This window comes from Actinomadura fibrosa (assembly GCF_900659615.1).
Taxonomy (GTDB): Bacteria; Actinomycetota; Actinomycetes; order Streptosporangiales; family Streptosporangiaceae; genus Spirillospora; species Spirillospora fibrosa.
Genome location: NZ_CAACUY010000029.1, coordinates 1 through 26,441, shown reverse-complemented (window position 1 = coordinate 26,441; position 26,441 = coordinate 1). Strand labels below are relative to the sequence as shown.

The following is a 26,441-nucleotide window of genomic DNA, read 5'->3' as shown; positions in this document are numbered from 1 at the left end:
GTCCACGGCAGGCGACCACCGCGTCAGAGCCGCCGCTCCCAGCGGAACCGCTCCTCCCCGCGAGGCGTCGTTGTACGAAAGCGATCAGAAGGAGTGCCCATGAGCGACGCCGACGCGACTGCCTTATACGAACGAGGACTGCGCGAAACCGACCCCTTACAGGCGGAACGGAACTTTCGCGAAGCCGCTGAAGCAGGCCACCCAGCCGCAGCCCACGCCCTGGCCTCCCTCCTCATGGACCGAGGCGACGAAGCGGAAGCCGAGAAGTGGTACCGCCGCGCGGCCGAACTCGGCGTCCCGGAAAGCGCCTTCGAAGTCGGCTACGCCGAAGAGTCGCGCGGCAACCTCTCCGAAGCCGAACGCTGGTACCGGCAGGCCGCCGAAGCGGACCACGCGAGCGCCAACCTCAACCTGGGAGTGCTCCTGCGCCGCAGAGGCGCCGTGGACGAGGCGAAGCAGTGCTACATGCGAGCCTGGGACCTGGCCTCCAGCGACAAGGCCGCGTTCAACCTCGCCGCAATCTACGACGATGACGGGAAAGGCGACCTCGTCGCCGCCACCGAGTGGTACGAACGGGCCGCCGACCTGGGAAACGCCGCGGCCGCCTACAACCTCGGCTTCGTCTGGCAGGACCGAGGCGACCTCGCCAAACGCCTGGAGGCATGGCAACGCGCCGCCGACCTGGGCCACCCCCGCGCCGCCTACGCGGTCGCCGACGTCCACCTCTCGGCACAGAACCTGGACGAAGGCATCACCTGGCTCCGCCGCGCCGCCCTGGAAGCCGACGACGCCAAGGCCGCCCGCAAACTCCGAGACATCTACACCAGGGCGGACCGGCCCCGCCAAGCGCGCTACTGGAGCGAATACCCCGAAGGCCCGACCTTCTACAGCCCCGAGTTCCAAGCCTTCGCCAGCGAGATCGCCGCCGCCGCGATCCACCAGCAGGACGTCTTCAACGACGCCTACACGCAGGACTACCTGGAATGGAACCTGGAAAGGGCAACCGTCACCCTGGACGGCCGCACCCTACGGAACCTCACCGTCCTGGGCAGCTTCTCGAACCTCACACAAACCTGGCTATGGGCATGGGACAACCCCACCTTCGACCAGGACTCCCCGTCCCTCGCCGAACTGCGCACCATCCGCGAGTTCGGCGCCCGCCACCGAATCCCCGAACTGCTCAAAGGCCACCTCGACTTCTCCCGCTTCAACCTCCCCACCGAGGGCGCGTTCACCATGGCCCTCGCGGCCGCCCCCCTGATCGGCGCCCGAGCCGTCAGCTTCGTCACGATCAACGAAGGCAAGGGCCGTCTCGTCCTGGCCAGCAGCGACCCGGACCTTCCCACCGCGGAGTACGACCCCCTGACAGCCCCCCGCCTCCTACTGCGCGCCGCCGAGGTATGGCCGGACGACCAGCACAACGTGGTCCGGGGCTTCCTGAAGCACCACGGCTTCCAGATCGACGAATCACCCGCCATCCTCCTCGTCGAGTACGCCGACGGCCACCAGGTCACGATCCGCTGCACCATGCAGAACGCCAAGGCCCACCCCGAGGTCAGCGCCATCCTGGCCCGCGACGACACCAAGGTGATCAGAACACAACCAGCCCGCATCCAAGGCGAACACCCGACCACCGAACCCCCGCACCACCTGACAGCCCTATTCGACCTAGAAGACCGCCTGACAACCGTCAAAACCTGACCGGACGACCAAGAGAGCCGTCGGAGACCGGCCGCCCTCACCGATCCAGGTGCCTCTGGGCACCTCTGACCCTTGTAACCAGTGCTTCCGGGAAAGCACGGGGTCTCTTTCTAGTGATGATGTCTATCTGCTGGAAAAGACCTGCTTTAGCGGCTCGTGAACCGATTTGTGGCGAGTGCTGCGCTAGCGTCGTCCACGATCGTCGTGATTCCGAGTAATGGTGATCCGGCATGACCGACGGACCGGATCGCGGTGCGGAGATCGCTTGGCGGGGCCGCCGGCAAGACGTTTCCCGGCGATACAGCAGGGGGCAGAAGGATGGGGGAGATCCGGCCGGACCAGACGCGGCACGAGCCGGTCGTGAAGCCGGCGGAGGCGGATCCGACCGCGACGCGCCGGGAGGACCTCGGCCCGGCGGAGCGTGCCGACGAGGTACGGCTCAGCGGCCGGCTCGCCGAACGTTTCACCAGGCTTCGCGAACTACCGTCGGCGGGTGCCGAGGCCGACATGCTTCACGTGCGGGACGCCGACGGGCGCGAACTCGTCCTCAAGCTCTACCGCCGCGGCGTCGTCCCCGACGGGAAGATGTGGCGGGGCCTGGCCGTCGTGCGGTCACCTCGCGTGGTCCGCCTTCTGGAGACGGGGAACGCCGACGGGCGCGCGTTCGAGGTCATGGAGTACCTGCCCGGCGGCACCCTGCGCGAATACATCGAGGAGCGGGGGACGGCCCTTGAGACGCCGGCGGTCGTCAGGGTCGCGGCCCAGATCGCGGAGGGCTTGGCCGCGCTGCACGCGGCGAAGGTGATCCATCAGGACCTCAAGCCGGAGAACGTCCTGGTGCGCTCGCGGGAACCGCTGGAGCTGGCCCTCGCCGACTTCGGGTCGAGCCGTTACCTGGACCAGTCGGCGATGTTCACCTCGGCGGGGCACACCCTGGCCTACACGGCGCCGGAGACGTTCGCCGGGATGGTGTCGCCGAGCCGCGACTGGTGGTCGCTCGGCATCATCGTGCGTGAACTGGCTCTCGGCGAGCGTCCGTTCGCGGGCATGCTTCCGGAGGCCGTCATGCTCCACCTGGCGTCCCGCCCGGTGGACACCGCCCGGGTGGAGGACGCGCGGCTCCGGCTGCTGTGCCGCGGCCTGCTGGTGCGCGATCCTCAAGACCGCTGGGGTGCCGATGAGTTCGCCGAGTGGAGCACGGGCGGCTCACCTGCCGTCCGTGAGAGCTCGGCGCCCCTGCTGGACAAGGACGCGGTCAAGCCGTTCCTGTTCCGGGAGCGGGTGTACGAGGACCGGGCGGAGCTGGCCGCCGCGATGGCGGAGCACTGGGAAGAGACGGTGCGGCGCTTCTTCGCCCGGCCAGGGCAGGCGCTGGAGACGCTGCGCGCCTGGCTTCTGCAGTTCGACGATCCGAGGAACGACGACGTCGCGGGCAGGGACGAGGTCATCGATCTCTTCGGCGGCCCCGCGCCGGGCGACGTCCAGTTGATGATGTTGCTGCGCTGGCTCGACGGGGAGCTGCCGCCCGTGTACGCGGGTTCGCGGCTCACACCGGTCGACCTGCCCGGTCTCGCGCGGCGTGCCGTGGGAGGCGAGGCACGCGCCGGGCGGGTCGTGTCCGAGCTGCTTCCGCACCGGGTGCTGGACGTACTCGACGGCGCCCCCGGCGGCTCCGGCCTCGCGGAGATCGCTGAGCGGTGGCGGGAGGCGGCCCGCAGATGGCGCCTGGACGCCGCCGGCATCGTCCGCACCTGGCCGGCTCTCGCCGGAACGCTGGAGCACGTGGATCCCGAGGCCGCTCCGGAGGTCGCCGCGCGGCTGCTGCTGGCCTGCCTCGATCCGCGAGCGGCCGGAGAGGAACTGCGGGCGGAGATCATCGCGGGCCGTTCGCGGATGCCGGTCCGGGTCGACTGGTTCGAGACGCTGCTGGTCGCGGCGGGGTCCGATCCGCTGCGCCTGCTGGCCGTCCGGCAGGCGGTGCCCGTGGCGGCGGACGAGGCGCGGCGGACGCGCAGCGCGATCGACCAGGGCCGGGCCCGGCAGGCGGAACGGACGGCGCGCTGGCAGCAGCTCGAAGCCGAGCGGCTGGCCGGACGGGCGGCTGCGTACGGCGCGGTGGCCGGCGGTACGGGCATCATGGGCGGGATCTGGGTCGTGTTCCTCTTCGGCGCGAACTTCTTCACGTTCCGCTACGCCGGCCTGGTGATGATCTTCACGATGGCCGTTCTCGCGTTCCAGTGCGCCTGCGAGGCGACGCTGGCCCACCAGATCGGCTCGCTCTACCACCCCCAGTACTCGCTCCTGCAGCGCGTCTCCGTGCTCGTCGGGCGCGCCGGAGCGACGATGCGCTCCGCGGGCGGCTGCGGCGGCTGCCTGCTGGTGTTCGCGACACTCTGCGCGACCGGTCTGCTGACCGCCGTGTTCCCGCTGTCGGTCCCGCTCGCGGTCGCGGTCGGGCACGCGGTGTGGGCGATCATCCGCCTTTCGAGTTGGAACAGGCAGCGGCAGGACGCCATGAACCGGATCCTCGGAGGGCACGCATGAGCTCGTTCGGGGTCTTCGAGGTCGGCGTGGTCGTGCTGGGCGGTGCCGCGCTGACGGCCGCTGCGGGCGCGGCCGTCGCGGGCGCCGCCGTCACGGCCGCCGGCGGGGCGATGGCCGCGTTCGGCGAGCACATGGAGGCGCGGTACGCGCAGTGGCTGGCCGAGCAGGAGGCGAGGTCGGAGTGGGAGCGGGCCGCGCTGCGCGTCGTGGACCGCAACGCACGCCTCACCGTCCTGGCCGCGGAATGCGCCACCGCCGCCACCGGGGCCGCGGAGGCCATGACCGCGGCCGCTCCCGCGCTGCCGCCGCCGTTGTCACCGGCCGGGCGCCCGATCGAGGAGCTCGACGCTTGGTGCGCCTCGGTGGAAACGGAGCTGGAGCGGGCCGAGCGGTGGCTGGCGCACGCCGCCGCAGCGGACGTCGAGGCGAGGATGGCGAAGGCGTGGCTTGAGGCGAGGCCGGGTTCGGTGCCTCCGGAGGTGCTGTCGGCGGAGGCGGTCGCCGCGTCGCGCGCCGACCGCGCGCGGGCCGCCGAGCGAGCGCACGCGGACGGGATCGCCGCGGACGTCGCCCGCGTCGTCGGGCGCCTGGCCCTCGACGCCCGCGAGCCCGACCGGATCCTCGTCCAGGAGTCCGCGGCGCGGGTCTTCGTCCCGGACCGGCACGAGGAGCGGAGCCGGCTGGACGACCTGCGGCACCGGGTCGCCAAGGCCAATGCGGCCGCGCGGCGGTCCAGGGCGGACGCGCTCGACGCGTCGATGCTGCTCCAGGCGCTCGGGCAGGACGCCGCGCCGGCGGCGGAACCGCTGCGGGCGGCGCTCGCGCAGGTGGTGAGGCGGGAGCGGGAGCTGGACGCGGCACTGCGCGCGCGGGCCGCGGCGAGGTGCGCCGGACTGCGGGCCGAGGCCGAGCGGCGCCAGGTGCGGGCGGCTCTCGTCGAGGCCGTGTCCGACCTGGGGTTCGACGTCACCGAGGACCTGGAGACGCTGCGCGTCGGCGAGCGGCTGGAGCTGTCGCGCGGTGACTGGCCGGACCACGCCGTCGCGCTGGTCATCGACGGCATGGAACTGAGGGCCGGGGTGCGGCGCACCCAGGGGGCCGGAGGCGAGGAGGAGCGCCGGGTGGACCGCGAGCGCGCGGAGGCGTGGTGCGAGGAGTTCCGGAAGGTCCGCGATCGGCTCGCCGGGGAGGGCGTCCGCGTGGCGACCCGGGAGCTGACCGAGCCCGGCGAGCGGCCGCTGCCGGTCCGGGCGATGGCGCCGCGGCGCAGGACGGTGCAGAAGGCGCGGCGGCGGGAGCGGCCGCGATGACCGCGCTGCGGCTGAACCGCACCCACTTCCCGGTGACCGCGCTCGGCCCTGGGCGCCGCGCCGGCATCTGGGTGCAGGGCTGCACGCTCGGCTGCGCCGGGTGCGTGGCGGCCGACACGTGGGCGCGCGACGGCGGCGGCGCCGTCGGCGTCGACATGCTGCTCGGCTGGCTCGACTCGCTGCCCGGGCGGGTGGACGGGGTCACCGTGTCCGGCGGCGAGCCCTTCCAGCAGGCCGCGGCCGTCGCCGAGCTGCTGGCCGGAGTGCGCGACTGGCGCGGCTCCCGGCCCGTCGACGTCCTCGTGTACTCGGGTTACCCCCTGCACCGGCTCCGGCGGTCCGCGCCGGCGCGGCGGGTCCTGGACCTGGCCGACGCCGTGATGACCGGGCCGTACGTGGCGCGCCGCCCGTCGTCCCTGCCATGGCGGGGCTCGTCGAACCAGAGCCTGGTGCCGCTGACCGCCCTCGGGCGGGAGCGGTACGGCGGCGTCCCGGATGACGGGCCGCGCATGCAGATCTGCCAGGAGGGGGATCGGGTCTGGTTCGTCGGGATCCCGCGTCCCGGTGAACCGGAGCTGGTAGTGGAGCGGCTTGCCGCGTCCGGAGTCGAGGTGGGAGAGGTGACGTGGCGGACATGACCGGTTTCGGGCTGGTGCTCGGCATGCTGGCGGATTCCTGGGGACGCGTCGCGATGCAGGTGGGCGCGGACACCAGGAGCCTGCTGCGGCGGGTGGCCGCGAGGATCGCCGCGGAACGGCCGGGCGGCGCCGACTGGGACGCGCGGAACGAGCTGGTCGAGGTGCTGTCCGCGGTCCTGCCGGACGACGATCCCCTCCTGCCGGTTCTGCGCGCCGCCCGGCGCGGCACCGCGGTCGACGATGTGGCGCTGGTCTCCCGGCGGCTCCTGGAGGAGATGGACGGCCTGGAGGTCGCCGGAGACGTCATCGGGCCCCAGGAGGTGGAGTTCTGGGCGGAACGGCGGTTGCTCAAGGCCCCGGCGCTGAGCGAGGACGACCTCGTCGCCCTCGGCCTGGACCCGGACGACCCGGACCTGATCCTGCTGCGGCGCCCCGACGGAGGGGGGCAGTGGCCGGAGTTCCAGTTCTCCACGGACGGTAGCCCCATCCCGCTGGTGCGCTACATCAACGCCTTCCTGGAGGCCGCCGACGACCCGTGGGGAGCGGCGGACTGGTGGCTGTGCCCGAACGCCTGGCTGGAGGGCAGGATCCCGTCGCAAGCGCTCGGGCGGCTGGACGACGCGGTGCTGGTCTCGGCGGCGCGGGCCGTGGATCCGGGGGTGTGACGATGGGTCATCCGACGCCTCACTCGCTGCCGAAGCGCTACGACGGCACACCGGTCTCCTACCTGCTGCCCGCCGGGGAGACGTTGTGGCGCGTGCACTCGCGCCGCTACGGGCCGGCCCAGTTCAACGCGAGAGGCTCCGACGAGCACTTCGGCGGCGGCCGCTTCGACTCCACGCCCGCCGACGAGTACGAGTACCTGTACGCCGGGCTGTCCCCGCAGACCGCGCTCGCCGAGGCGTTCCTGCGCGGCCTGCCGCGCGACGACCGGGGGTACCGGCACCTGCGCGCCAGGGAGGTGAGGGGCCGGACGATCAGCGCGGTCACCGTCGAGAAGCCGCTCTTCCTGGTGAGCCTGCTCGACGGGCCGGCATTGGCCGCCGTCGCGCAGGAGCCCTGGCTCGTGACCGCCGAGGGGGCGCTGTACGCGCAGACGCGGGCGGTGGGGCACTGGATCCGCGAACAGGCGGAATGGGCGCAGGGCATCGTCTGGCAGTCGTTGCGCGACACGTCCAGGCCGACGCTGATCCTGTTCGCGGACCGGGGCGCCGCGTCGGCCCTCGCTCCGACGCCGTCCCGGCAGATCCACCTCGACGACGACGCGGGAACGCAGTGGCTCAGGGTCGCGCTCGCCTCCTACCGCGTCACGCTCCGCAGACCGCCCTCAGGAGCGCGGCCGGCCACTGGGAGAGGGGCCGCATGAACGAGCCGTACCGGAGCCTGACCGACAGGCTGGCCCGGTTCCAGGCCACCGGCGACGTGTCGGTCATCGCGGGCACGGATGTCGGCCGCGACATCGACGCGGTCGTCCGGCAGCAGGCACGGGACCTTGAGACCGACGTCATCGCGACACTGGCCTGGCTCCGCTGGTACCGCTTCCTGACGTCGTCGGACACGGCCGAGCGGGAGGCGGCCGTACGGCTCTTCCACACGGTGTCCGTCGTCGACCCGGAGCTGGTTCCCGGGCCGCTCCAGGACGAGATGCGAGCCCGCCGGGCGAGCCGCGAGCGCACGGCAGTCGAGGGCGGGACGGCCGCGGACCCGACCGCGTTCCTCGGACGGGCGCGGGAGGCCGGACTGCTGTTCCAGCGTTCCATCGAGACGAACGACACCGCGGCCATGGACAGGGCCCTCGAACTCTTCCGCGGCGTCCGGGCGGACATGCCGGACGGCCATCTGATGAGCCCTCCCGTCATGGTCCTGCTCGGCTACGGGCTGCTCATGCAGTACGAGCGCGTGCACAGCGACGAGGTGCTGGACGAGGCGGTCGCGCTCCTGCGGGGCGGTGTCGAGCGCATGCCCGCGGGCCATGAGCTGCGGTCGTCGGCGCTCATGGGCCTGGCGGGCGGACTGCAGCTCAAGCTCATGACGCGGCCGGACCCCGCGCTGCTCGCCGAAGTCAACGCGGTCGCCCGGGAGGCCCAGGAGTGCTCCGCCGCCGACTCGCCGATGACGCCGCTCATCACGATCGCCGCCGACATGATGCGCGGTCTCAACCCGGACGCGCCCGAACGCGAGCAGCGCAAGCACGACGCGGCTCTCGACGCGGCGAGAACGGCCCTCGCCGCGGCTCCGCCCGGTGATGCCGGCCGCCCCCAGGCGCTGCTGCACCTGGGCGGGCTGCTCGCCGTCCGGTACGAGCAGGAGCGCGTCCCCGCTCTGCTGGACGAGGCCGAGACCCGGCTCCGCGAGGCGTACGAGACCGGTGGGCACCTGGGGGAGTTCGAGCTGCCCGTCCGGGGCCTGCTCGGGACCGTCCTCGCGATGAAGGCCCAGGCGAACGGGGAGCAGTTCCCCCAGGAGGCGCTGGACCTCCTCGGCGACGGCGCGCAGGACCTTCCGGAGGGGGCGATGGCCGGGCCGTTGGTGCAGTCGAACCTGGCCGTCGCCCGCTGGCGGCGCTACCACGACACGGGGGAGGCGGCGGACCTGGACGCGGCCATCGAGACGGCGCGCCGGGCCCTCGACCGCTCCGACGCCGACAGCGCCACCCGGCCGTCCATCATGATGAACCTGGCGAGCGGCCTCCAGGACCGGTTCCGCTCGACCGGCGACTCCGCCGCCCTGAGTGAGGCGGTGGCCCTGGCCGAGCAGGCCAGGCGCGCGGTCCAGGACGGGGCGCCCGAGCAGGTGCCGGTCCTGCTCGTCCTTGCCCAGGGGCTCCAGCTCTCCTACTCCGCGAACGGCGGAGCCGAACTGCTCGAACGCGCGATCAGCGTCGGCCGGGACGCCGAACGGCTGGCTCACGACGGCCACCCGCACCGGTGCGACGCGCTGCTGGGCTTCGCCGATTCCCTGCGCCTGTCGGGCGAGGCCGCGGCGGACCCGGCGCTGCTGGACGAGGCGGCGGGGATGATCAGGGACGCGGCCCGCGCCTCCGGCGGCGATCCTTCGCCCGCGGCCGGGACGGCGAACCCGCTGGCGGTCACGCTGCTGTCGCGCTACGTGCTGACCAGGGATCTCGCGGATCTGGACGAGGCGGCCGCCGCCCTGCGCGACGCGGTGGCGGCGACGCCCGCGGGTGGCAACGGGCGCGCCGAGTGCCTCGGCCTGCTCGGTCACGTCCTCCACCTGCGCCATCACCATCTCGGCCCGAGCGAGCGCGCGTCGCTCCAGCAGGCCCGGTCGGCGCTCGCCGAGGCGTTCCGCGCGCCGCACCCGACGTCGAGATTCGTCGCCACGGCGATGGAGCTCGGCGCCGTGGCCGGCGAACTGCGCGAGTGGTCGGCCGCCGCCGAGGCGTTCGGCGCGGGAGTGGGCACGCTGCCGCGGCTCGCGGGTCGCGGGCTCGCCGCGGCCGACCGCGACCGCCAGCTTCTGCACACCGCGGACCTGGCGGCCGACGCGGCGGCGTGCGCCCTGTCCGCGGGTGACATGGAACGCGCGGTGGAGCTGCTGGAGGAGGGCCGCGCCGTGCAGTTCGCCATGACTCTGGAGACCCGCTCCGACCAGTCGGCGCTGCGCGCGGCAGCGCCCGCGCTGGCGGACCGGTACGACGCGTTGCGGAACCGCCTGGAGCTCTCCGAGCCGGAGAAGGCGACGGCGTCCTGGAGGGAGCGCATCCGCCGGCTGGCCGGGGAGTGGGACGCGCTCCTCGACGAGATCCGCCGTGTACCGGGCATGGACGGCTTCCTGCGGCCGCTCGGCGTGCGGGACCTGCGCGCCGAGGCGGCCGGAGGCGCGATCGTCTACCTCAACGTGAGCAGGTTCCGTTCCGACGCGATCGTGGTCACGCCGGACGGGGTCGACACGGTGGGGCTGAAGGTCCGTTTCGACCAGGACGCCGATGCGCGTGAACGGGCGTTCCGCGACGCGGTCGACACCCTCCCCTCCTCCGAGGAGACGGTCACCGGCACGCTGGAGTGGCTGTGGGACGAGTGCGTCGAGCGCGTGCTGGAGAAGCTCGGCCACACCGGCACACCCGTGGAGGGCGAGCGCTGGCCCCGGATCTGGTGGTGCCCGGGTGGGCCGCTGGCCACTCTGCCCGTCCACGCCGCGGGAAACAGGGCGGGCGAGTCCGCCTTGGACCGGGTGGTCTCCTCCTACATCCCGACCGCGAGGGCGCTGCGGCATGCGCGGGGACGCGAGCGGCTCACCAAGGACATGCTCGACCGGATGCTGCTGGTCGCGATGAGGAACACGCCGGACGCGGATGCGCTCCCAGGGATCGCCGAAGAATGCGCATGGCTCAAGAACCGTTTCCCCAAGGCGCACGAGCTCCGCGACGACCACGCCGTGCGGGACGCCGTGCTGGCTCGGCTTCCCGAGCATCCCGTCGCGCATTTCGCCTGCCACGGGACCTTCGACCCAGGGGCGCCCCACGAAGGGCGGCTCCTGCTGCACGACCACGCCGAACGCCCTCTCACGATCGCGCGGCTGTCCGCCTTGGACCTCGGCGGCGCCGCGTTGGCGTACCTGTCGGCGTGCGAGACGGCGCGCGTCCCGGCGGCCCGTGCCGGCGAAGCGGTGCAGCTCGTCTCCGCCTTCCAGCTCGCCGGATTCGCCAACGTGGTCGGAAGCCTCTGGACGGTCGACGACATGGTCTCCCGCACCGTGACACAGACGTTCTACGAGGCGCTGACGGCGGGCACGGGCGACCGGTGCGACATCGCGGGCGCCCTTCATCGAGCCGTCCGGGCCCTGCGGTCGGAAGGCGCCGCTCAGAGCGACTGGGCGCCCTATGTGCACGCGGGGATCTGAGAGATGAGCACCGACGGCGCCGTGCAGGCCCTGCGTGATCGGCTGGCGCGTTTCGAGGCGACCGGTGACCGGTCCCTGGTCGCCGGAGCCGGCCTGGGCGACGAGCTCAGGCGGTTCGCGCTGCATCCCACGATGAACGGCGACATCGAGGGCCTGCACGCCGCGGCCTGGCTGAGCTGGTACCGCGCCACCGTGGGCGGCGACCCCGGCTGCCGGTCCATCGCCATGCAGATCTTCACGGCGCTCTACACGTTCGACCCGAACCGGGTCCCGCCGGAGCTGCGGGCGGAGATCCGCGCGGCGCGCGTGCGGTTCCAGGAGAAGGTCCGCGACGAGACACCAGACGCGGTCCGGATCGACCCGGGCGGTGGCCTCATGGACGCGGCGATCCGCGCCATGGAGACCGACGACCGCTCGACCGAGAAGGACGACACCGGGCTGCTGGAGGACAGCGTCGTCCACCTGCGCCGGATGCGTGACCAGACGCCCGCGGTCAAGCGGCCGCTCGCCGACGTCATGCTCGGCATCGCGCTGTGCCGCCTCCAGCGCCGGACGGGCGATCCAACACTGCTCGACGAGTGCGTCGAGGTGCTTCGGAGAGGACTGCGCGGCCTGCCGTCCACCGAGGACGAGCGACCCGCCGCGCAGCGCGCGCTCGCGTCCGCGTTGATGGCGCGCTACCTGGCCAGCCGCGACCCGGCGCTCGTGGCGGAGGCGTCCGCGCTGGTGAGCGAGGCGGACCGCAGCGCGGCACGGGTCTCCGCGGACGCCTCGGAGCTGGCGTCGATGCGCGTGGACCCGGAACTCCTCGAAATCCTGGCGGTGCTGCCGGAGCTGGCGGATCCCGCCGCCCCGGACCGGTCCGAGAGGATCGACGGCCTCATCGCCCGGTGCCGCGCGCACCTGGCGTCGATGCCCGCCGGTCACCCCCGCCGCCACGAGGCCGTCCAGCGTCTGGGCGTGCTCCTCGCCGCGGTCATGGAGACGCCGGGCGGCGCGCGGACCGCGAGCCTGGAGCAGGCCGCCGCGGTGCTGCGGGAGGCGGTCGCCGCCTCGCCACCGCGGGACCCGAACCTTCCCCTCGTGCGGATGGCGCTCGGCGCGGTGCTGAGTGAGGCGGCCTTGCGCGCGGGACGCGCGGAGGTGTCGGACGAGGGCCTCGACGAGCTGGCGGACGCGGCCGGCGCGATCGACCCGAAGCAGCCGGTGTACCCCGCGGTCCTGTCCGGCCTGGCGGTGGGGCACTGGAAGCGTTACCTCATGACCGAGGAGCTCCGGCACCTGGACGAGGCGATCGCGCTCGGACGCCGGGCGCTGGAGCCGGCGGGGCAGGGCGGGGCGATACGGCCGGCGGTCGCAATGAACCTCGCGGCGGCACTGCTGGACCGGTACCGGCAGACCGGCGCGGCCGTCGCGCTCGACGAGTCGATCACGCTCGCGCGGGAAGCGCTGGGGGACCTGCCGGCCGGCTCCCACGAGCACCGGATCGCCGCCAACACGCTGTCGGCCGGGCTGAGCCGACACTACGAGCGCACCGGGGACCGGCGGGCCGCCGCGGAGTCGCTGGAGCTCGCCCGCGCGGTGGTGCGCGGCGTTCCGCGCGACCGCCCCGAATGGATCGGTCACGCCGTCGGCCTCGGCCAGGCGCTCGGGCGCGCCGCCGAGGCGTCCGGCGACCTCGGGCACGAGACCGAGGGCGTGGCACTGCTCCGCGAGGCCGTGCGCGAGTCCCGCGACGTCCGCGACCTGTGCCACGCGAGCTCGGCCCTCGGCATCGCCCTGCTCGACCGGTTCCGCCGCGCCGGCGCGGCGGAGGACCTCGACGAGGCGGTCACCGTGCTCGACCACGCCGCGCGGCAGGACGGCGCGGCACCGGAGCGCGTCGACTGCGTCGGCCTGCTGGGGACGGCGCTGCAGATGCGCGCGTCCCGAACGCGTGGCCGCGCCGACCTCGCCCGCGCCGCCGACGCCCTCGACCGCGCGGCGACCGCCGTGCGGCGGCCGTCTCCGCGGCTGGCCGCGCTGCGGGCGCTGGGGGACGCGGCGGCCGATCTCGGGGACGCCGAGCGGGCCTGCGCCGCGTTCGAGCGGGCGGTGGCGGAACTGGCTCGGCTGGCTCCCGGGCGCCTCACCCGCGCCGACAGCGAGCACGAGCTCGGACGCGTGGCGGGCCTGGCCACCGACGCGGCCGCCTGCGCGCTGGCCGCGGGGCGTCCGAAGAGCGCCGTCGAGCTGCTCGAACAGGGCCGCGGGCTGCTGCTCACGAAGGCCCTGGACCTGCGCGGCGACATCGACGGGCTGCGGGAACGCGCCCCGGACCTGGCGCGCCGGTTCACCGCCGTGCGGGACCGCATGGACGCGACGGACCGGCCCGGCGACGTCCCCGGACGGGAGGCCGCGCCACTGGGAGACGGAGCGGTACGGCAGGCGGAGCGGCGCGATCGGCTGGCGAGCGAGTGGGACCGGTGCCTTGAGGAGATCCGTGCCGTGCCGGGCTTCGCGGACTTCCTGCGACCGCCCGCCTTCGCCGAGTTGATGGCGGGGCTCGGCGGCCGGACCGTCGCCGTGGTCAATCCGAGCCGGCACCGCAGCGATGCGATCCTGCTGCACGACGGGACCGTCGACGTGGTCCGGCTCGGCGACGGACTCCATGCCGCCGTGCGGCGTGCGGCGGCGGCGTTCGCGCCGGACTCCGGCGCGCTGGCCTCCGACGGCGCGCTCGCCCGCTTGCTGGCCATGCTGTGGGACGGCATCGCCGAGCCGGTGCTGGAACGGCTGGGACACACCGCGCCGCCTCCTCCGGGAAGCGCGCCTCCCCGGCTCTGGTGGTGCCCGACCGGGCCGCTCGCCGCGCTCCCCCTGCACGCCGCGGGCCGTTACGACGGGTCCGGCGCGTCCGTCGGGGACCGCGTCGTCTCCTCGTACACGCCGACGATCCGGAGCCTGTCGCACGCCGAGCCGGACCCGGCCCCGCCGATGCCGAGGGGCGACCGCGTCCTGCTGGTCGCCATGGCGGCGACGCCCGGCGAGCGGCCGCTCAGGGCCGTCGCGGAGGAGCGCGACTGGCTGCGGCGCCGGTTCCCCGGCCTGTGCGACCTGTTCAACGAGAAGGCCACCCGGGACCGCGTCCTCGCGGAGCTGCCCGGCAAGGCCGTCGTGCATTTCGCGTGCCATGGCCGGGCCGACCCGGAGGTCCCGTCGTCCGGGGCGTTGCTGCTGCACGACCACCAGGAGCGGCCCCTGACCGTGGCGCGCCTCGCGCGGCTCGACCTGCCCGGCGCCCTGCTCGCGTACCTGTCGGCCTGCGAGGCGGCGCGCACGTCGCTGCCGCTGGCCGACGAGGCGGTGCACGCCGTCACCGCGTGCAGGCTCGCGGGCTTCCCCCACGTCATCGGCTCGCTGTGGGAGGTGGACGACGCGACCTCGGCCCGCATGGCCCAGCTCGTCTACGAGGCGCTCGCCGTGGACGGGCTGTCGGGGGCGAGCGTCGCCGCCGCGGTGACCGGCGCCGCCCGGGCCCTGCGCGAGGCCGGAGCCGGTCTCCGCGCCTGGGCCCCCTACGTGCACGTGGGATCCTGAGCCGGGGTCCGCGCCCGGCCCCGGACCGCGGCCCCGACCAGGGTGAGGTGGATCGTGATCGACGATCTCCAGTACGACGCCCTCGTGGCGGAGCTGCGGCGGCTGCGCGAGAGCGGGCTGATCGGCCTGCGAAGGACGCCGGTCAAGGCGCTGGCGCTGGCGGCCGCCCGGGCGGGACTCTGCCGTCCCGGGACGAGCGTGCCGGCGGCCGTGGAGGCGTTGGTGCGGGCGGCGGTCGAGCGCCTCGACGGCGGACGGCTCGGCACGGCCGCCGAGTACGCGTTCGGGCTGGTCCCGGGTACCCGCGACTGGCCCGCCCAGGATCGGCGGCGCAAGGGAGCCGCCGCCTACGGGGTGTCATGCGACCGGTTCCGCAAGCACTACGAGCGCATCATCGTCCAGGAGACGGCGGAGGCGATCCTCGGCCTGTGCGACGCGGCCGCGGCACCGGCGAGCGCGGCACCGGGGAGCGCGGCACCGTGGAGCGCGGTGGCACCCGCCCGCACGTCCGTGGACGGCGGCGCCCAGGAGACCGCGTTCGCGCCCGCGCCGCGGCCGAAGGCCGGCTGGGAGGCGTGCGCGCCCGTCACCGTTCTCGCCGGGTCCGCCGGAGTGCCCGTCACGGTGCACTGCTGCTCCGTCGAGCTCCTGGCCGGCGTGGACATCGTCGTGTCCCCGCAGAACACCTACTTCGAGCTCCCGCAGACGTTCAAGTCGTCGGTGTCCGCGTCGCTGCGGCGGGGCGCCGCCCGCTGCGACGAGGTCGGCGAGATCCTGGACGACGTCGTCCACCGCGAGCTGTCGGCGTGGGTCGCCGAGCACGGCCGGCGGGGGCTGGCCATGGCGCCCGGGACGGTCGCGCCGACCTCGCCGGGCGAGCTGGCCGACCGGGGGATCCGGCGGCTGTACCACGCGGCGGTCACGGTGCCGGTCGCGGGCAGCGGCCGCTACGAGGTCACGCCGCAGGGCATCTCGCTCGCCGTGCGCAACACCTTCCGGCTCGCCCGGCGCGAGCGCGGCGGCTTCGCGCCGCCGCTGTGCTCGATCGCCTTCCCCCTGCTCGGTTCCGGCCGCGGCGGCCTGGACCCCCGGCTCGGGCTGAACGCGATCTGGACGGCCATGCGGCGCGAGATCGGGCCGGACGACGGCTGGCAGGCGCACTTCGTCAACCACCGGCCCGACCTCACCGAGATGATCGTGGAGTTCCTCGGCGCCGCCCGGTGAGGACCCGTCCGCGGCCTCGCGCTGCCCGGTCTCATGCCGCCTCGGCGCCCGACGCCGCCCAGAGGTGCTGGAACTGCGCGCACCAGTAGTCGTACCACCGCGGTGAGGTCTCCCTGGTGAGCCGCAGGTGCATCCGCGACGCGCTCGACTCGTTGTGGTAGCCGTGGATCTCCACGATCAGGACGCCGCCGGGACCGTACGGATCCACCGCCAGCATGCTGAAACCCGGGTTGTAGTCGACGAAGCCGTAGGCGAAGTCGCCGCGGGCGCCGCCCGCCAGCCCGCGCAGCCGCTGGACGGCCGCGCCCAGCGCCTCGGGGAACGGCTGGCCGGGATAGTCGCTGGACAGCGTGAGCTGCCGCGTCGCCAGCCGCACCGCGTCGTCGAGCCCGGGATCCAGCAGGACGATCCTGACCTTCCCGTTCCGGCCTTCGAGGACCTCCCGGCGGAGCAGGTCGCAGTGCACCGAGCTCAGGAAGTTCTTGCCGGCCGGGGCGAACATCCACACCTCGCGCGCGTGCCGCAGCGGGACCGGGTCCTCGGTGAACGCGGAGCGGTCCCCCAGCACCACGTTCCGGGCCGCCCCCGCGCGGTCCGGAACGGTGATGTCGTGGACGAGCAGGCCGAGCCCGGCCATGACGACCGCCCAGCGCAGGCCGGGCGAGAGCAGGTCGCCGCAGACCGACAGCACCGCGCAGGCCAGCGCGGCCGCCGTGACGACGTGGGCGTCGGCGTTGGCGCGGTCGCGCAGCCCGCCGCCGATCCTGCGCAGCGGGCCGCGCGGTGCCGTCGGCCGTGGCGGTGTCAGCAACGGAAGATCGCGGCGGGATCGGTGCGGGCTCCGGTGAAGGGCTCTTCGCTTTCGTCCGGCGGTCCGAGCAACATGGCCGGCCTCCTTGTCGGGAGCGGTTCGTGGACACTGCCAGGCTGGAGCGCGGCCCGAATGCAAAGAAGACGGCTTTTAGGACAGAACGCGGCCCCTTAACGGGACAAAGGCAGAACAAGGACGGGACGGGGGCGCGAGCCGTACCGGCGTGATCGCGTCAGCGTGCCTCGCGCCATCGGAACCCGTAGGCGAGCCCGATCGACATGTCGGTGAAGGACGCCTCGGCTTCTTGCGCCGCGTCCAGCTCGACGGCCGGGAGCCCGTCCGGGGCGTCGTCGAGGGTGCGCGGCGGCACGCCGGCGACCAGCCACAGGCCCTCGGGCGGGCGGTCGGCCGCGAAGCGGACGCGCAGCCGGAAGCCGTCGTAGCGGCGCAGTGGCGTCAGCGCGTAGTGCGGGGCGAGCGGCTGGCCGGGCGGGAGGGAGTAGCCGAGCGCGAAGGAGTGCCGCTCTCCGGCGCGCAGCGGGCGCGGCGGCCTGACCAGGAAGCGGAAGTGGCTCTGGCTCGGCCGTTCGGTGCCCGCGTCGATGCCGCCGTAGAGGACCTCGGCGAACAGGTCGCGGGGCCGGCCGGAGGGCGCCGCCGGGGCGGGCGGCAGGCTGACCGGGACGGTGATGACCTCCAGGAGGGGCGCCGTGACCGCGATCCGGCGCTCCTCCTGGATCGCGGGCGGGTCCCGGTCCATCCGTACCAGGGTCTGCAGCGTCTCGGTGTACCAGCCATCGGCGTCCGCGGCCGGTACGGCGGGCGCCGCGGGGCCTGGCCCGTGCCCGCCGACCGCGATCGACGGGGCCGCGATGGACTCGGCCGCGATGGATTCGGCCGTGATCCTCTCGGCCATGAGGGCGAGCGCCTCGTCGATGCGCCGCCGGGCCGTCCGCATGTCCCGGTCGAGCCGGGCGGCCAGCCAGGACTGCCGGTCCTTGAGGAAGCGGAACCGCGGTTCCAGGCCGAGCGCGGCGCGCGCCGCGTCCGGCAGGTCGCCGGGCAGACCCGCGGCCGCGCCGCTGAGCAGCGAGATCAGTGCGCGGCGCGGGTCCGCGCCACCGTCCAGATACCGGCCGAGCTGCGGACCGATCCGGCCGGGCAGGTCGGGTGCCTGGACTCCCCAGCCGCGGCAGAGCCGGCGCAGTTCGGCGAGCAGGGCGGCCCGCCGTCGCGCGGCGGCCTCTGCGGGCGCCTGACCGTCGGTCACGAACCGGCCTCCCGGACGGACGGGGCGGCTGAACGGCTCAAGGATGCCACGTCCCCCCGGAGCGCGCCCCGGACGCGCCCGGATCGGGCCCGGCCGACGCCCGGGATGCGCCGCGGCGGGCGGCTGGTCTGGAGGCGTCGCTCGGAATCCGGGAGGTGGAGGTCATGGAACCCCATGCCAGGTCGTGAGCCGGCCGATGCGCGACGCCGGTCGAGGGGGCGGACGTCCCGTGGATGTCCGCCCCTTTCCGAGTCACACCGCGCCACAAAGAGGACATTCTGTCATCTTTTTCGCGATCTTTATGGCAAACTCCTGCGCCCCGCGTTTTTGTGTCCGGAAAGCGTCATTCAATTCCGTGAACGCCGCCGGCGCGCGGATCGTCTCACGAGAAGGACGGACCGACCTCGGAGGTGGCGATGCTTCCACTGGGACGGCAGCTCGACGCGACCGTCGTCGCCCGCTGGGTGAGGGAAGTGCGTGCCGAGGCGAAGAGATCGGCGGTCGGGGAGGACCGGGTGATCACTACGGAGAAGGCGCGGTCGCGCTATTACGAGATCGTGCTGAGAGCGCTGGACTCGCGTCCCCCCGGCGCCGATCACGCAATGATCGACTACAGCTACGAGGATCTGTATCGCAGGGCCGGGCACAAATCGCCGTCGACCCTCTACTTCACTTTCGGGCGCGGCGCCAAGCACGCCCTCGCCGACCGCCTGCCGGACGAGACGCGGCGGGCCGTCGGGGCGTCGGACATGGTGCGCACGGTGGTGATGGAGCTGAAGACCCTGAGCCACTGGCCGTACCGGCAGGGGTGGCTGGACGCCCTCGCCGGCACCGACGACCGCAGGTTCGCCGCCGAGACGCTGGTCCGCGTCCTCGCCGACTGGGCCGGCGCGAACCCCCGGCTCGCCGCGCACGCCGACTACATGCCGGCCGCGTCCGCCGTGGAGGACCTGGGCGTCATCTGCGGGCGGCGGACCCCGGCCGCCGACATCACCGCGTTCCTCGCACGCGTGCTGACGACCTCCGTGGGGCCGCGGGCGACGTCCGCCGCCGACGTCCTCGACCTCGTGCACGCCCGGCTGATGGCGGTGCTCGGCTTCGACCGGCCGGGCTACGTCCTGGAGATCGTCCGCCGGCTGGACGAGCCGATCGGCGAGGTGGGGTACCTGGTCTCGCAGTTGCGGCCGGACGACCGCGCCGCCGTCCGCGCCGAGCTGGAGGCGAGGCTGGCCGCGCTGAACGAGGTCGTCGAGGAGGAGAGATGGGCATGAGGTTCTCCGACCGTCCGCTCAGCGACGCCGAGGCCCGGCTGCTGGCGCGCAACGAGACCGCGCTGCACCGCGCGGAGACGACGGGCGAGCTGTGCCGCCTGGCCGCCGCGCACGCCGCGGGCGCCGCCGAGCTCGGGCCGGGCAATCCGGTCGTCCTGCTGGTCGAGTGCGGCCTGGAGGAGCTGCGGGGCCGCACCCGCACGGTGAGAGAGTCGGTCAGGGCCTGGGAGGACCTGCTCGGCCGCGCCGGGAAGGTCCTCGCCGAGGACCATCCGGTCCTGATGTCGATCCGCACCCAGTACATCCGGCACCGGCGGATGCGCGGCACCCGCGCCGACCTCGACCACGGCGTCCGCGCCTACCGGACGGAGTGGCAGTGGCGGTGCGAGCGGTTCGGCGAGGACCACCAGCGCACCAGGGCCATCCGCGCGAACCTGGCCCTCGCGCTGCGCGACCGGAACGGGGAGGGCGATCTCCCCGACGCCCTGCGCCTGCTGGAGGACGAGCTGGCGCACAGGCTCGGGCGCTACGGCACCGGCCACCCCTTCACCTGGGTCGGGCAGCTCGTCCTGGCACAGACGATCCTGCGGGCGGTCGAGGAGGACGCCGCCGGAACCCGGGCCGGCCTCCCGGCCCCCGACGCCGAGCGGGCGCTGCGGCTGTCCCAGACGGTGGTGGACGTGCGGAACAGCAGGTTCGGGCGGGCCGACGGGGCCACGCTGCGCGCTCATCTGGTGCACGCGCACGCCCTGCTCACCTCGGGACGGGCGGCGGACGCCACCGGAGAGCTCCACCACATCCGCGCCACGGCACGGCGCTCGGGCGTCCCCCTGGAGCCGGGGTGGGCGGAGGTCCTGCTGGCCAGGGCGCAGAGCGTGACGGGTGATCCGCAGGCGTCCCGCACGGCCCGCGAAGCGTGCCGGCGGCGGCTCGACCACTTCCCCGTCGACAGCGTCCAGGTGGCCGAGGCGCTGACACTGCTCGACCGGCTCGGCGCGCTTCGGCCGTGAGCCCGCCCCCCCGACCATCGACCGATTCCCGGAGGCCCCGCGGTGACCGACCGGCACGACGATCAGAACGAGGCCCGCGTCGCCGCACCGCAGGAGCGGCCCCGCGACGGTGACGAGACGGATCCGCGCGCGTCCCTGCTCGGGGATCTTCGGATCCTGCTCGCGGACGAGCGGCTGCGGCAGGGCCTGCGCGGGCACGGCGCGCCGTCGGCGGAGCCCGATGACCGCTGCCACGAGGACCTCATGCAGGCATGCGCCCATGCCCTGCCACCAGGTACGGACATCGCCATCGGTCCGTCACCCGATACGGAGGCGCCGGATGGCGCCGACGATGAGACGACGGTCGCGGGACGGGTCCTGGCGAAGACCGCTCACATGGTGGATGAGGATGACGGCGATCGTGTCGCTCTCGGCAGGGGTCAGTTCCTCTATGGGACAGTGCTCGCTCTCCGGGCGACCGGCGATGGGGCGCTCGATGACATTGATTGTGCGATTGACGCTTTGAGCCGGGCCGTAGAGAACATCCCTCCGAAGGACCCGCTCGCCCTGCCGGCCGTCCGCGCACTCGGTGCCGTACTCGGTGACCGGTACATGCTTGACGGAGAGATGCCGGACGCCGATTCCCTGCGATTGTTCTTCGAGAACGCCGAACGGCCGGTAGCGGACGCCGAAGGAGAGGGAGATCCGGTCCTGGACGGCGTGACCGCTCTCGTGCGCGCCGTGGTCGCCTGGCCCGCGCGGGATCTCGAAGCGCTCGCCGCGGCGGCTGAGACGCTGCACGCCGCGTATGAACGGCATTCCGGCTCCTGTCCATGGCGCCGGCGGCTCCTCGCCGGTCTCGGATTCGCCTACCTGGGCCGCGGCCTGCTGGAGCGGCGGCCGGTCGCGTTCTCGCTCGGTCTGGGCCATTGCATTCTGGCGGCTGACGAAGGTTCGGGAGGCGGTGCCGTCGGTGCGGTCATCCGCGCCAGAGGAGCGATCGCCTGGGCCGTGGAAGGGCTCGCCGAACACGATGAGCGACGGCTCGAACAGGGGATCGTCCGGCTTGAGCAGGCACTGGAGGAGCCGCTTCTGCCACGTAGGCAGCGGGCTTGGACGACGATGGCGCTCGGGCAGGCCCGGCTTGCGCACCTGGAGCGGCACGGGGGCTCAACGGGCGACCAGTCGAAGGGCATCGCCTGCCTCGATCGTGGACATGCTCTCCTGCGCGAGGAGCATCTCGCCTCGCACACTGACGTGCTCGACCGTCTCGCCGCGTCCCAGCGCATCGCAGGGGACACGGCACGAGCGGTCGCCACCGCGGCGGAGGCGCTGAACGCTCATGTGGAGGAGGTCCTCCTGCGGGCAGGCGGCCCTCTCGGGCTCACCGCCGCCGAACGCGCTGCCGAAAGCGCATGGCGCCTCGCACGCTGGTGCCTCGCCGAAGCGCGGGTGGACGAGGCCGTCCGAACACTGGAGACCGGAAGGGGACTGCGACCGTACGCGGCCGCTGCGGCTAGCGACCTGGCCGACCTGCCCGACCGGCTTGCCGCCGTCGGTGAACCCGATCTCGCGCGCGCCTGGCGGAACGCCGCTGCCCCGGTGGCGCAGCCACCTACCTGGAGCACCGTGACGGGAACGGCCGCACGGCCCCGGGACGAGCTGCCTCTGCTCCAGGCACTCGTCGGTGTGGAGGTACCGGGCCGGATGCGCGAGGAATCCCTGGCCGCGCTCGCCGGACACGCCGTCGAAGGGTCACCTCTTCAAGCCTTCCGCGTGCCGGAACTTCAGGCCGGCCTGCGCCGCTCGGACCAGGACGCGCTGGTCTACCTGGTTCCCGGTGCCGCGGACGAGCCGGGATGGGCGGTCATCGTGCCCGCCGAGGCAGAACCTCGCTCGATCGCCCTGCCCGCGCTCCGTGCGTCCGGATTCGGGCCGCTGAGCGCGTACGTCGCCGCGGCGTCCGGATCGTCCGGTGCCGGGCGGCCCGGCAGGGACGCGGTGTGGCGAGCGGCTCTGGAACGGTGGTGCGACTGGGCCGGTCCGGCGATCGTGACGCCGGTCCTCGACGGGCTCGCAGATCTCGGCGGGCCCGGCGATCCCGGCGGGCGGGACGGCGACCGCGCTCTCCGCGTCGTTTTAGTGCCCTGCGGGGATCTGGACGTCCTTCCCTGGCAGGCGGCACGGCTCGGCGCCGGCACGCGGCAGCGCGTCGTGCACCGGGTGGCCCTGACGACCGTCGCGACCGGCCGTCCCCTTGAGCCGGTGGTGTCGGCCGCGGTCGCGGCGTCCGAGGACGCCTCCCACGCGGTCGGCTCCCGCTGGCCCGTCGCCGACGGCACGAGGTCGTTGCTGGCGTTCATGTTCCGCCGCCACCTCGCCGACGGCGGCGGTCCGGCCGAGGCACTGCGCCGGACCCAGCTCTGGATGCTGGATCCGAAGCGTGCCGTCCCGGAGACGATGCCCGGTCCGCTGGCCGCCGAGGTGGACCGCGCGGACGATCCGCCCTTGGCGGACCTCGCGGTGTGGGGCGCTTTCACCCGGCAGATCTCCAAGCCGTCGTACGACGCCTCCGCGGGTTCATGATCACCCGTTTTCCAGTGTTTTCCCTGTTTCTCTGCGGTGGTGCGACAAGATACCGTTTCCAGTGGAACGACAGAACTTTCTGGAAATCTGACCGACCTTCTGCTCAAGACAGGAAAATGGACACCGGTCAGATATGACTTGATATGAGGCAAAGGTGTCGGCCGGAAGTCGCGCGGCCGGGACCGTCGAACGAATGAATGGACAGGTGTCCGTACGGGTGACCCTGCGCGGACACCGCGGTCCCTGACGCGCGAAGGGGGAGGGGGCATTGGAGGAGGACGCGATCGTCTCGCTGCACACCCAGCTCGGCAGGTTGCGCGACCCGCTCGGCCCGGTCTCCGGGAAGCTGGCGGAACTCCTGGCGGACCTGTCCGGCGGGGAGCGGCCGGAGGCGGCCTGGCGGCGGCTGCGGCGGCTCCTGCTGGAGTCCCTGCCGCCGGCGGACGCGGTCACCGGGCTGTTCGTCAGCGCGAGCGGCACCCGGTCCGCCGGCGTCGCGGAGGAGGTCGACTGGCCGCGGGTCCGCGCCGCGGCGCGGCGCCTGCTCGCCACCGTCGACGAGCGCGGGCCGAGCACCGAGGAGATCATCGAACTGGGCGCGGCGCGGCTGCGGGCCGCGCCCGCGCGGGCCGGCTTCATCGCCGACCCGGACCTGATCGTGCTCGGCTTCCCGGACGGGGTGCCGCGCGCGCCGGAGTTCCAGTTCGGTCCCGACGGCGCGCTCCGGCCCGTCGTGCGGACCGTGAACCGGATGCTCGGCGCGGCCCGCTCGCCGTGGACCGCCGCGTCCTGGTGGCTGAGCGTCCGCCCCGCCGCGGGCGGCGTCCCGGCCGAGCTGCTCGGCGCCGTCACCGACGACCGGCTGGTCGAGCTGGCCCGGGCCGTCCTGGTGGAGGTCTGATGCCCGTCAGGGTCTTCCCCGACCACTACCGCGAGGGCGATGCCCGCTGCGAGTTGCTGCCGCGGGGCACGCTCCTCTGGCGGGTGCACCGCGTCCGGCGCGACGCCCGCGCCTTCGTCCCGCCGCGCGCCGACCCGGTCTCCGCCGGGGCGCGGTTCGACGGGACGTCGCTGTGGCCGTACTCGTTCTACTACGCCGCCGACCTTCCGGAGACGGCGCTGACCGAGTCGCTGATGCGGGACCGCGACCCCACCGCCGAGGCGCACCTGATCGGATACGAGGAGGTGGCGGGGCGCCGGCTGAGCGCCGTCCGGACCACCCGGGAGCTGCGGTTGCTGCGCCTGTGCAGCGCCACCGACGTCCGGGCCGTCTACCAGGACGAGCGGCTGCTCTGGACGGTGGACGAGTCGTACGCGCACACCCGGGTCTGGGCGGGCCGGTTGTGGTGCGCCGAGGGGAGCGCCGAGGGGCTGCTTTGGATGTCGCGGACCAACTTCCCGGAGCGGGCGCTGATGCTGTTCGGCGACCGGTGCGATCCGGTGCCGCTGGAACAGGTGCCCGCCTTGAACGTGGAGCTGTCCGAGCCCGACGGCCTCGCCGCCGCGAACGGCCTGCTCCGTCCGTTCCACGCGGCCATCGCGGGCGGGCCGTCATGACCCCCGCCCGGGGCGCCGCGCCCGCACCGGGAAGGACGCCGCGATCCACGGTGCACCGCTCCACGGCGCACCGCTCCACGGCTCCTCGGTCCACGGGGCATCGGCTTGCGGGTCGCCGGTCTACGGCTCGTCGTCCTCGTCCCCGCTGCCGTCGCCATTCCCGCCCGGCCCGCTCGCGACGCTGATCCACCTATCCATGCCGTCCTCCCGGCGAACTCCGATGGTCCTCTCAGAATCACGATCAGGAACGCCGGATCCCAGACCATCGAGCCGACAGAAACAGCCCAGTGCGCAAATGCCTGCCATTTCGTGGACGATTGCGGCCACACCGGATCACGGCGGGCGACCTGCACGGTACTAGTGGGGCATAACACCGACAGTGGGCAAGAATCAGTCATCACAAGGGGAGCGATGACCTACTCCATCTCCCGCCTGAGCAGGACGACCACCGCGCGCTGGTGGGAGTCGCAGGAGAAGACCGACGGCCGGGAGCGCATCTACCGGGCGCTCCGCGAGCTCCTCGACGCCGGCGCCCCGTCGTACTCCCGGAGGCCCACGCGAGCGGCGCTCAACCGGCAGCTCGGGATCTCCTCGTCCTCGACCTTCTACCACACGGTCAAGAACTCGGGTTTCAAGGAGGCGCTCGGCGCGTCGGAGTTCCGCGCGACGCTGGACCGGAGCGAGGCCATGGCGACCCTGGTCGCCGAGGCGAAGATCTGGTCGTACCGGTCCTACCGGCAGGGCTGGCTGAACGGGCTGTCCCGGCTGCCCGGCGGCTCGGTCCGCGGCGCCGCGCTGAGCCTGCTGCACGTGCTGTCCCAGTGGGCCGCCGCCGAGCCCGGCCTGGCCGGCGCGGCGGGCTTCGCGGCGCCGCACTCGGCGGTCCAGGACCTGTGCGCCATCGTGCCGTGCGAGCTGACCGAGCCGCGCGCCGCGGACCTGCTGGCGAAGGTCGTCACCGAGACCCGCGGGCCGCTGGGCGCGTCACCGGAGGCGGTCGTCGAGGCCGGCTACGAGGCGCTGGCCGAGATCCTGTACGCGCCCGCCGCGATCACCGGGCTGCTGGAGGGGATGCGGCCGCGCCTGCGCGAGCTCCAGTCCGCGTTCGGGCGCATGTCGGACGCCGAGCTCGACGGGCTGCTGCCGGCGTGGGCGCCGCGGAACGCCCTGCGCCTCCTCGCCGAGGGGGCCTGAGCGATGCCCGCCGGGCCCGAGACGGAACTGATCAGCGAGCTCGCGACGCTGGTCACCCATGTCGACGACACCGGTGACCCGATGCCGCTGCGCGAGCTGCTCGCCGAGGCCCGCCGGCGCTCCGGCGTGCGCCCCGCCACGGTACTGCGGGTGGAGTGCGAGCTGGAGAAGTGGCTCAGCCGCGACCGCGACGCGGCGCTCTCCGCCGAGGTCTGGGCCACGCTGGCCCGGCGCGCGGCGGAGGAGCGGGTCGCGGCCCGCGACCCGGCCTACCTGGCGATCCGCGCGCTGCACGCGCAGTACGTGCGCCGCCGCGGCCGCCCGGGGGACGCCGACCTCGCCGTGGGGCTGTACGAGCGCGAGCACGCGCTGCGCACCAGGCTGTTCCCGCCGGACGACCCGCGGATCTCGACCGTGCACGCGAACCTCGCCATGGCGATCCGCGAGCGCGGCCGCCCCGGTGACCTGGAACGGGCGCTGGAGATGCTGGAGCGGGAGGCCGCGCTGCGCACCCGGACGCACGGCTCCGGCCGGCCGTTCACCTGGATCGCTCAGCTCGTCCTGGCGCAGACCCTGGTCGCCCGCGCGGAGGAGGCCGCCGCAGCCGACGACCGGCGGGCCTTCGCCGGGCAGGCCGCCGAGCACAGCGAGCACGTGCTGGCCGGCCGCCGGCTGCGCTTCGGCGGATCGCACCCCGCGACGCTGCGCGCCCAGCTCGTCCACGCGCACGCCCTGCTGCTGCTGGAGCGCGGCGCGGAGGCCGTCGAACTGCTGCGGGCCCACCAGCGGCAGGACCCGGCGGCCGCCGTCTCGCCCGGCAAGTCCGACCTGCTGCTCGCCCGTGCGCTCCGGGACGCCGATCCGGCGGCCGCGCTGCTGCACGCGCGGCGCGCCGCGCACCGCG

17 protein-coding genes and 1 pseudogene are annotated in these 26,441 nt (G+C 73.9%); 16 read left to right on the top strand and 2 right to left on the bottom strand.

The genetic code is table 11. The features are described 5' to 3' along the window. The first annotated feature begins 99 nt into the window (after positions 1 to 99). The 9 genes from E1300_RS13340 to E1300_RS13300 all read left to right on the top strand — a co-directional run bounded on the left by E1300_RS13340 (position 100) and on the right by E1300_RS13300 (position 15,859). Positions 100 to 1,701 carry a tetratricopeptide repeat protein gene (locus E1300_RS13340; protein ID WP_131757304.1) on the top strand — a complete coding sequence of 534 codons (1,602 nt, stop codon included), beginning with the start codon at positions 100 to 102 and terminating at the stop codon, positions 1,699 to 1,701. 318 nt (positions 1,702 to 2,019) lie between these two features. Continuing rightward, positions 2,020 to 4,245: a serine/threonine-protein kinase gene (locus E1300_RS13335; RefSeq protein WP_131757303.1), complete on the top strand. Its 2,226-nt coding sequence runs from the start codon at positions 2,020 to 2,022 to the stop codon at positions 4,243 to 4,245. After that, a complete protein-coding gene (locus E1300_RS53400; RefSeq protein ID WP_131757302.1) occupies positions 4,242 to 5,555 on the top strand; it encodes a hypothetical protein in 1,314 nt (437 codons plus the stop codon). The genes E1300_RS13335 and E1300_RS53400 overlap by 4 nt, the downstream gene beginning before the upstream one ends. Then, positions 5,552 to 6,193, top strand: a complete 642-nt coding sequence (locus E1300_RS13325; RefSeq protein WP_131757301.1) for a 4Fe-4S single cluster domain-containing protein — start codon at positions 5,552 to 5,554, stop codon at positions 6,191 to 6,193. Before E1300_RS53400 ends, E1300_RS13325 begins: the two co-directional genes overlap by 4 nt. Further along, on the top strand, positions 6,181 to 6,858 hold the full coding sequence (locus tag E1300_RS13320; protein WP_131757300.1) for a hypothetical protein: 678 nt from the start codon (positions 6,181 to 6,183) through the stop codon (positions 6,856 to 6,858). Before E1300_RS13325 ends, E1300_RS13320 begins: the two co-directional genes overlap by 13 nt. 2 nt (positions 6,859 to 6,860) lie before the next feature. Continuing rightward, positions 6,861 to 7,559, top strand: coding sequence for an RES family NAD+ phosphorylase (locus E1300_RS13315; RefSeq protein WP_131757299.1), 699 nt, complete (start codon positions 6,861 to 6,863; stop codon positions 7,557 to 7,559). Continuing rightward, the gene (locus E1300_RS13310; protein ID WP_131757298.1) at positions 7,556 to 11,056 is read left to right on the top strand and encodes a CHAT domain-containing protein; all 3,501 of its coding nucleotides are present in this window, start codon (positions 7,556 to 7,558) and stop codon (positions 11,054 to 11,056) included. The genes E1300_RS13315 and E1300_RS13310 overlap by 4 nt, the downstream gene beginning before the upstream one ends. 3 nt (positions 11,057 to 11,059) lie before the next feature. Continuing rightward, positions 11,060 to 14,635: a CHAT domain-containing protein gene (locus E1300_RS13305; protein WP_131757297.1), complete on the top strand. Its 3,576-nt coding sequence runs from the start codon at positions 11,060 to 11,062 to the stop codon at positions 14,633 to 14,635. A 54-nt stretch (positions 14,636 to 14,689) separates the two neighbouring features. Beyond that, positions 14,690 to 15,859: a macro domain-containing protein gene (locus E1300_RS13300; protein WP_131757296.1), complete on the top strand. Its 1,170-nt coding sequence runs from the start codon at positions 14,690 to 14,692 to the stop codon at positions 15,857 to 15,859. Between the two features lie 31 nt (positions 15,860 to 15,890). On the opposite strand, the gene E1300_RS13295 is transcribed toward E1300_RS13300, so the two are convergent. Together E1300_RS13295 and E1300_RS50030 are read right to left on the bottom strand one after the other, a co-directional pair. Continuing rightward, a complete protein-coding gene (locus E1300_RS13295) occupies positions 15,891 to 16,670 on the bottom strand; it encodes a hypothetical protein (protein ID WP_131757295.1) in 780 nt (259 codons plus the stop codon). 232 nt (positions 16,671 to 16,902) lie between these two features. After that, on the bottom strand, positions 16,903 to 17,940 hold the full coding sequence (locus tag E1300_RS50030; RefSeq protein ID WP_165502818.1) for a hypothetical protein: 1,038 nt from the start codon (positions 17,938 to 17,940) through the stop codon (positions 16,903 to 16,905). 416 nt (positions 17,941 to 18,356) lie between these two features. On the opposite strand from E1300_RS50030, the gene E1300_RS50025 reads away from it, so the two are divergent. The 7 genes and pseudogenes from E1300_RS50025 to E1300_RS13260 all read left to right on the top strand — a co-directional run. Then, positions 18,357 to 19,211 (top strand): hypothetical protein, encoded by an 855-nt coding sequence (locus tag E1300_RS50025; protein ID WP_165502817.1) that lies wholly within the window; start codon positions 18,357 to 18,359, stop codon positions 19,209 to 19,211. After that, positions 19,208 to 20,221, top strand: coding sequence for a hypothetical protein (locus tag E1300_RS50020; protein ID WP_165502816.1), 1,014 nt, complete (start codon positions 19,208 to 19,210; stop codon positions 20,219 to 20,221). Before E1300_RS50025 ends, E1300_RS50020 begins: the two co-directional genes overlap by 4 nt. Positions 20,222 to 20,464: 243 nt before the next feature. Then, positions 20,465 to 22,786 carry a CHAT domain-containing protein gene (locus tag E1300_RS13280; protein ID WP_131757293.1) on the top strand — a complete coding sequence of 774 codons (2,322 nt, stop codon included), beginning with the start codon at positions 20,465 to 20,467 and terminating at the stop codon, positions 22,784 to 22,786. Positions 22,787 to 23,054: 268 nt separating this feature from the next. Further along, the gene (locus E1300_RS13275) at positions 23,055 to 23,687 is read left to right on the top strand and encodes a hypothetical protein (protein WP_131757292.1); all 633 of its coding nucleotides are present in this window, start codon (positions 23,055 to 23,057) and stop codon (positions 23,685 to 23,687) included. After that, the gene (locus E1300_RS13270) at positions 23,687 to 24,343 is read left to right on the top strand and encodes an RES family NAD+ phosphorylase (RefSeq protein ID WP_131757291.1); all 657 of its coding nucleotides are present in this window, start codon (positions 23,687 to 23,689) and stop codon (positions 24,341 to 24,343) included. Before E1300_RS13275 ends, E1300_RS13270 begins: the two co-directional genes overlap by 1 nt. 411 nt (positions 24,344 to 24,754) lie before the next feature. Then, the gene (locus tag E1300_RS50015) at positions 24,755 to 25,537 is read left to right on the top strand and encodes a hypothetical protein (protein ID WP_165502815.1); all 783 of its coding nucleotides are present in this window, start codon (positions 24,755 to 24,757) and stop codon (positions 25,535 to 25,537) included. A gap of 3 nt (positions 25,538 to 25,540) precedes the next feature. Next, positions 25,541 to 26,441: pseudogene (locus tag E1300_RS13260) on the top strand (hypothetical protein); the annotation flags it as partial.

Coding starts and splice junctions, on each gene's coding strand:
- E1300_RS13315 (WP_131757299.1), top strand. CDS start 6,861: ATGGGTCATCCGACGCCTCACTCGCTGCCGAAGCGCTACGACGGCACA.
- E1300_RS53400 (WP_131757302.1), top strand. CDS start 4,242: ATGAGCTCGTTCGGGGTCTTCGAGGTCGGCGTGGTCGTGCTGGGCGGT.
- E1300_RS13270 (WP_131757291.1), top strand. CDS start 23,687: ATGCCCGTCAGGGTCTTCCCCGACCACTACCGCGAGGGCGATGCCCGC.
- E1300_RS13340 (WP_131757304.1), top strand. CDS start 100: ATGAGCGACGCCGACGCGACTGCCTTATACGAACGAGGACTGCGCGAA.
- E1300_RS13305 (WP_131757297.1), top strand. CDS start 11,060: ATGAGCACCGACGGCGCCGTGCAGGCCCTGCGTGATCGGCTGGCGCGT.
- E1300_RS13310 (WP_131757298.1), top strand. CDS start 7,556: ATGAACGAGCCGTACCGGAGCCTGACCGACAGGCTGGCCCGGTTCCAG.
- E1300_RS13335 (WP_131757303.1), top strand. CDS start 2,020: ATGGGGGAGATCCGGCCGGACCAGACGCGGCACGAGCCGGTCGTGAAG.
- E1300_RS13280 (WP_131757293.1), top strand. CDS start 20,465: ATGCAGGCATGCGCCCATGCCCTGCCACCAGGTACGGACATCGCCATC.
- E1300_RS50020 (WP_165502816.1), top strand. CDS start 19,208: ATGAGGTTCTCCGACCGTCCGCTCAGCGACGCCGAGGCCCGGCTGCTG.
- E1300_RS50025 (WP_165502817.1), top strand. CDS start 18,357: ATGCTTCCACTGGGACGGCAGCTCGACGCGACCGTCGTCGCCCGCTGG.
- E1300_RS13325 (WP_131757301.1), top strand. CDS start 5,552: ATGACCGCGCTGCGGCTGAACCGCACCCACTTCCCGGTGACCGCGCTC.
- E1300_RS50015 (WP_165502815.1), top strand. CDS start 24,755: ATGACCTACTCCATCTCCCGCCTGAGCAGGACGACCACCGCGCGCTGG.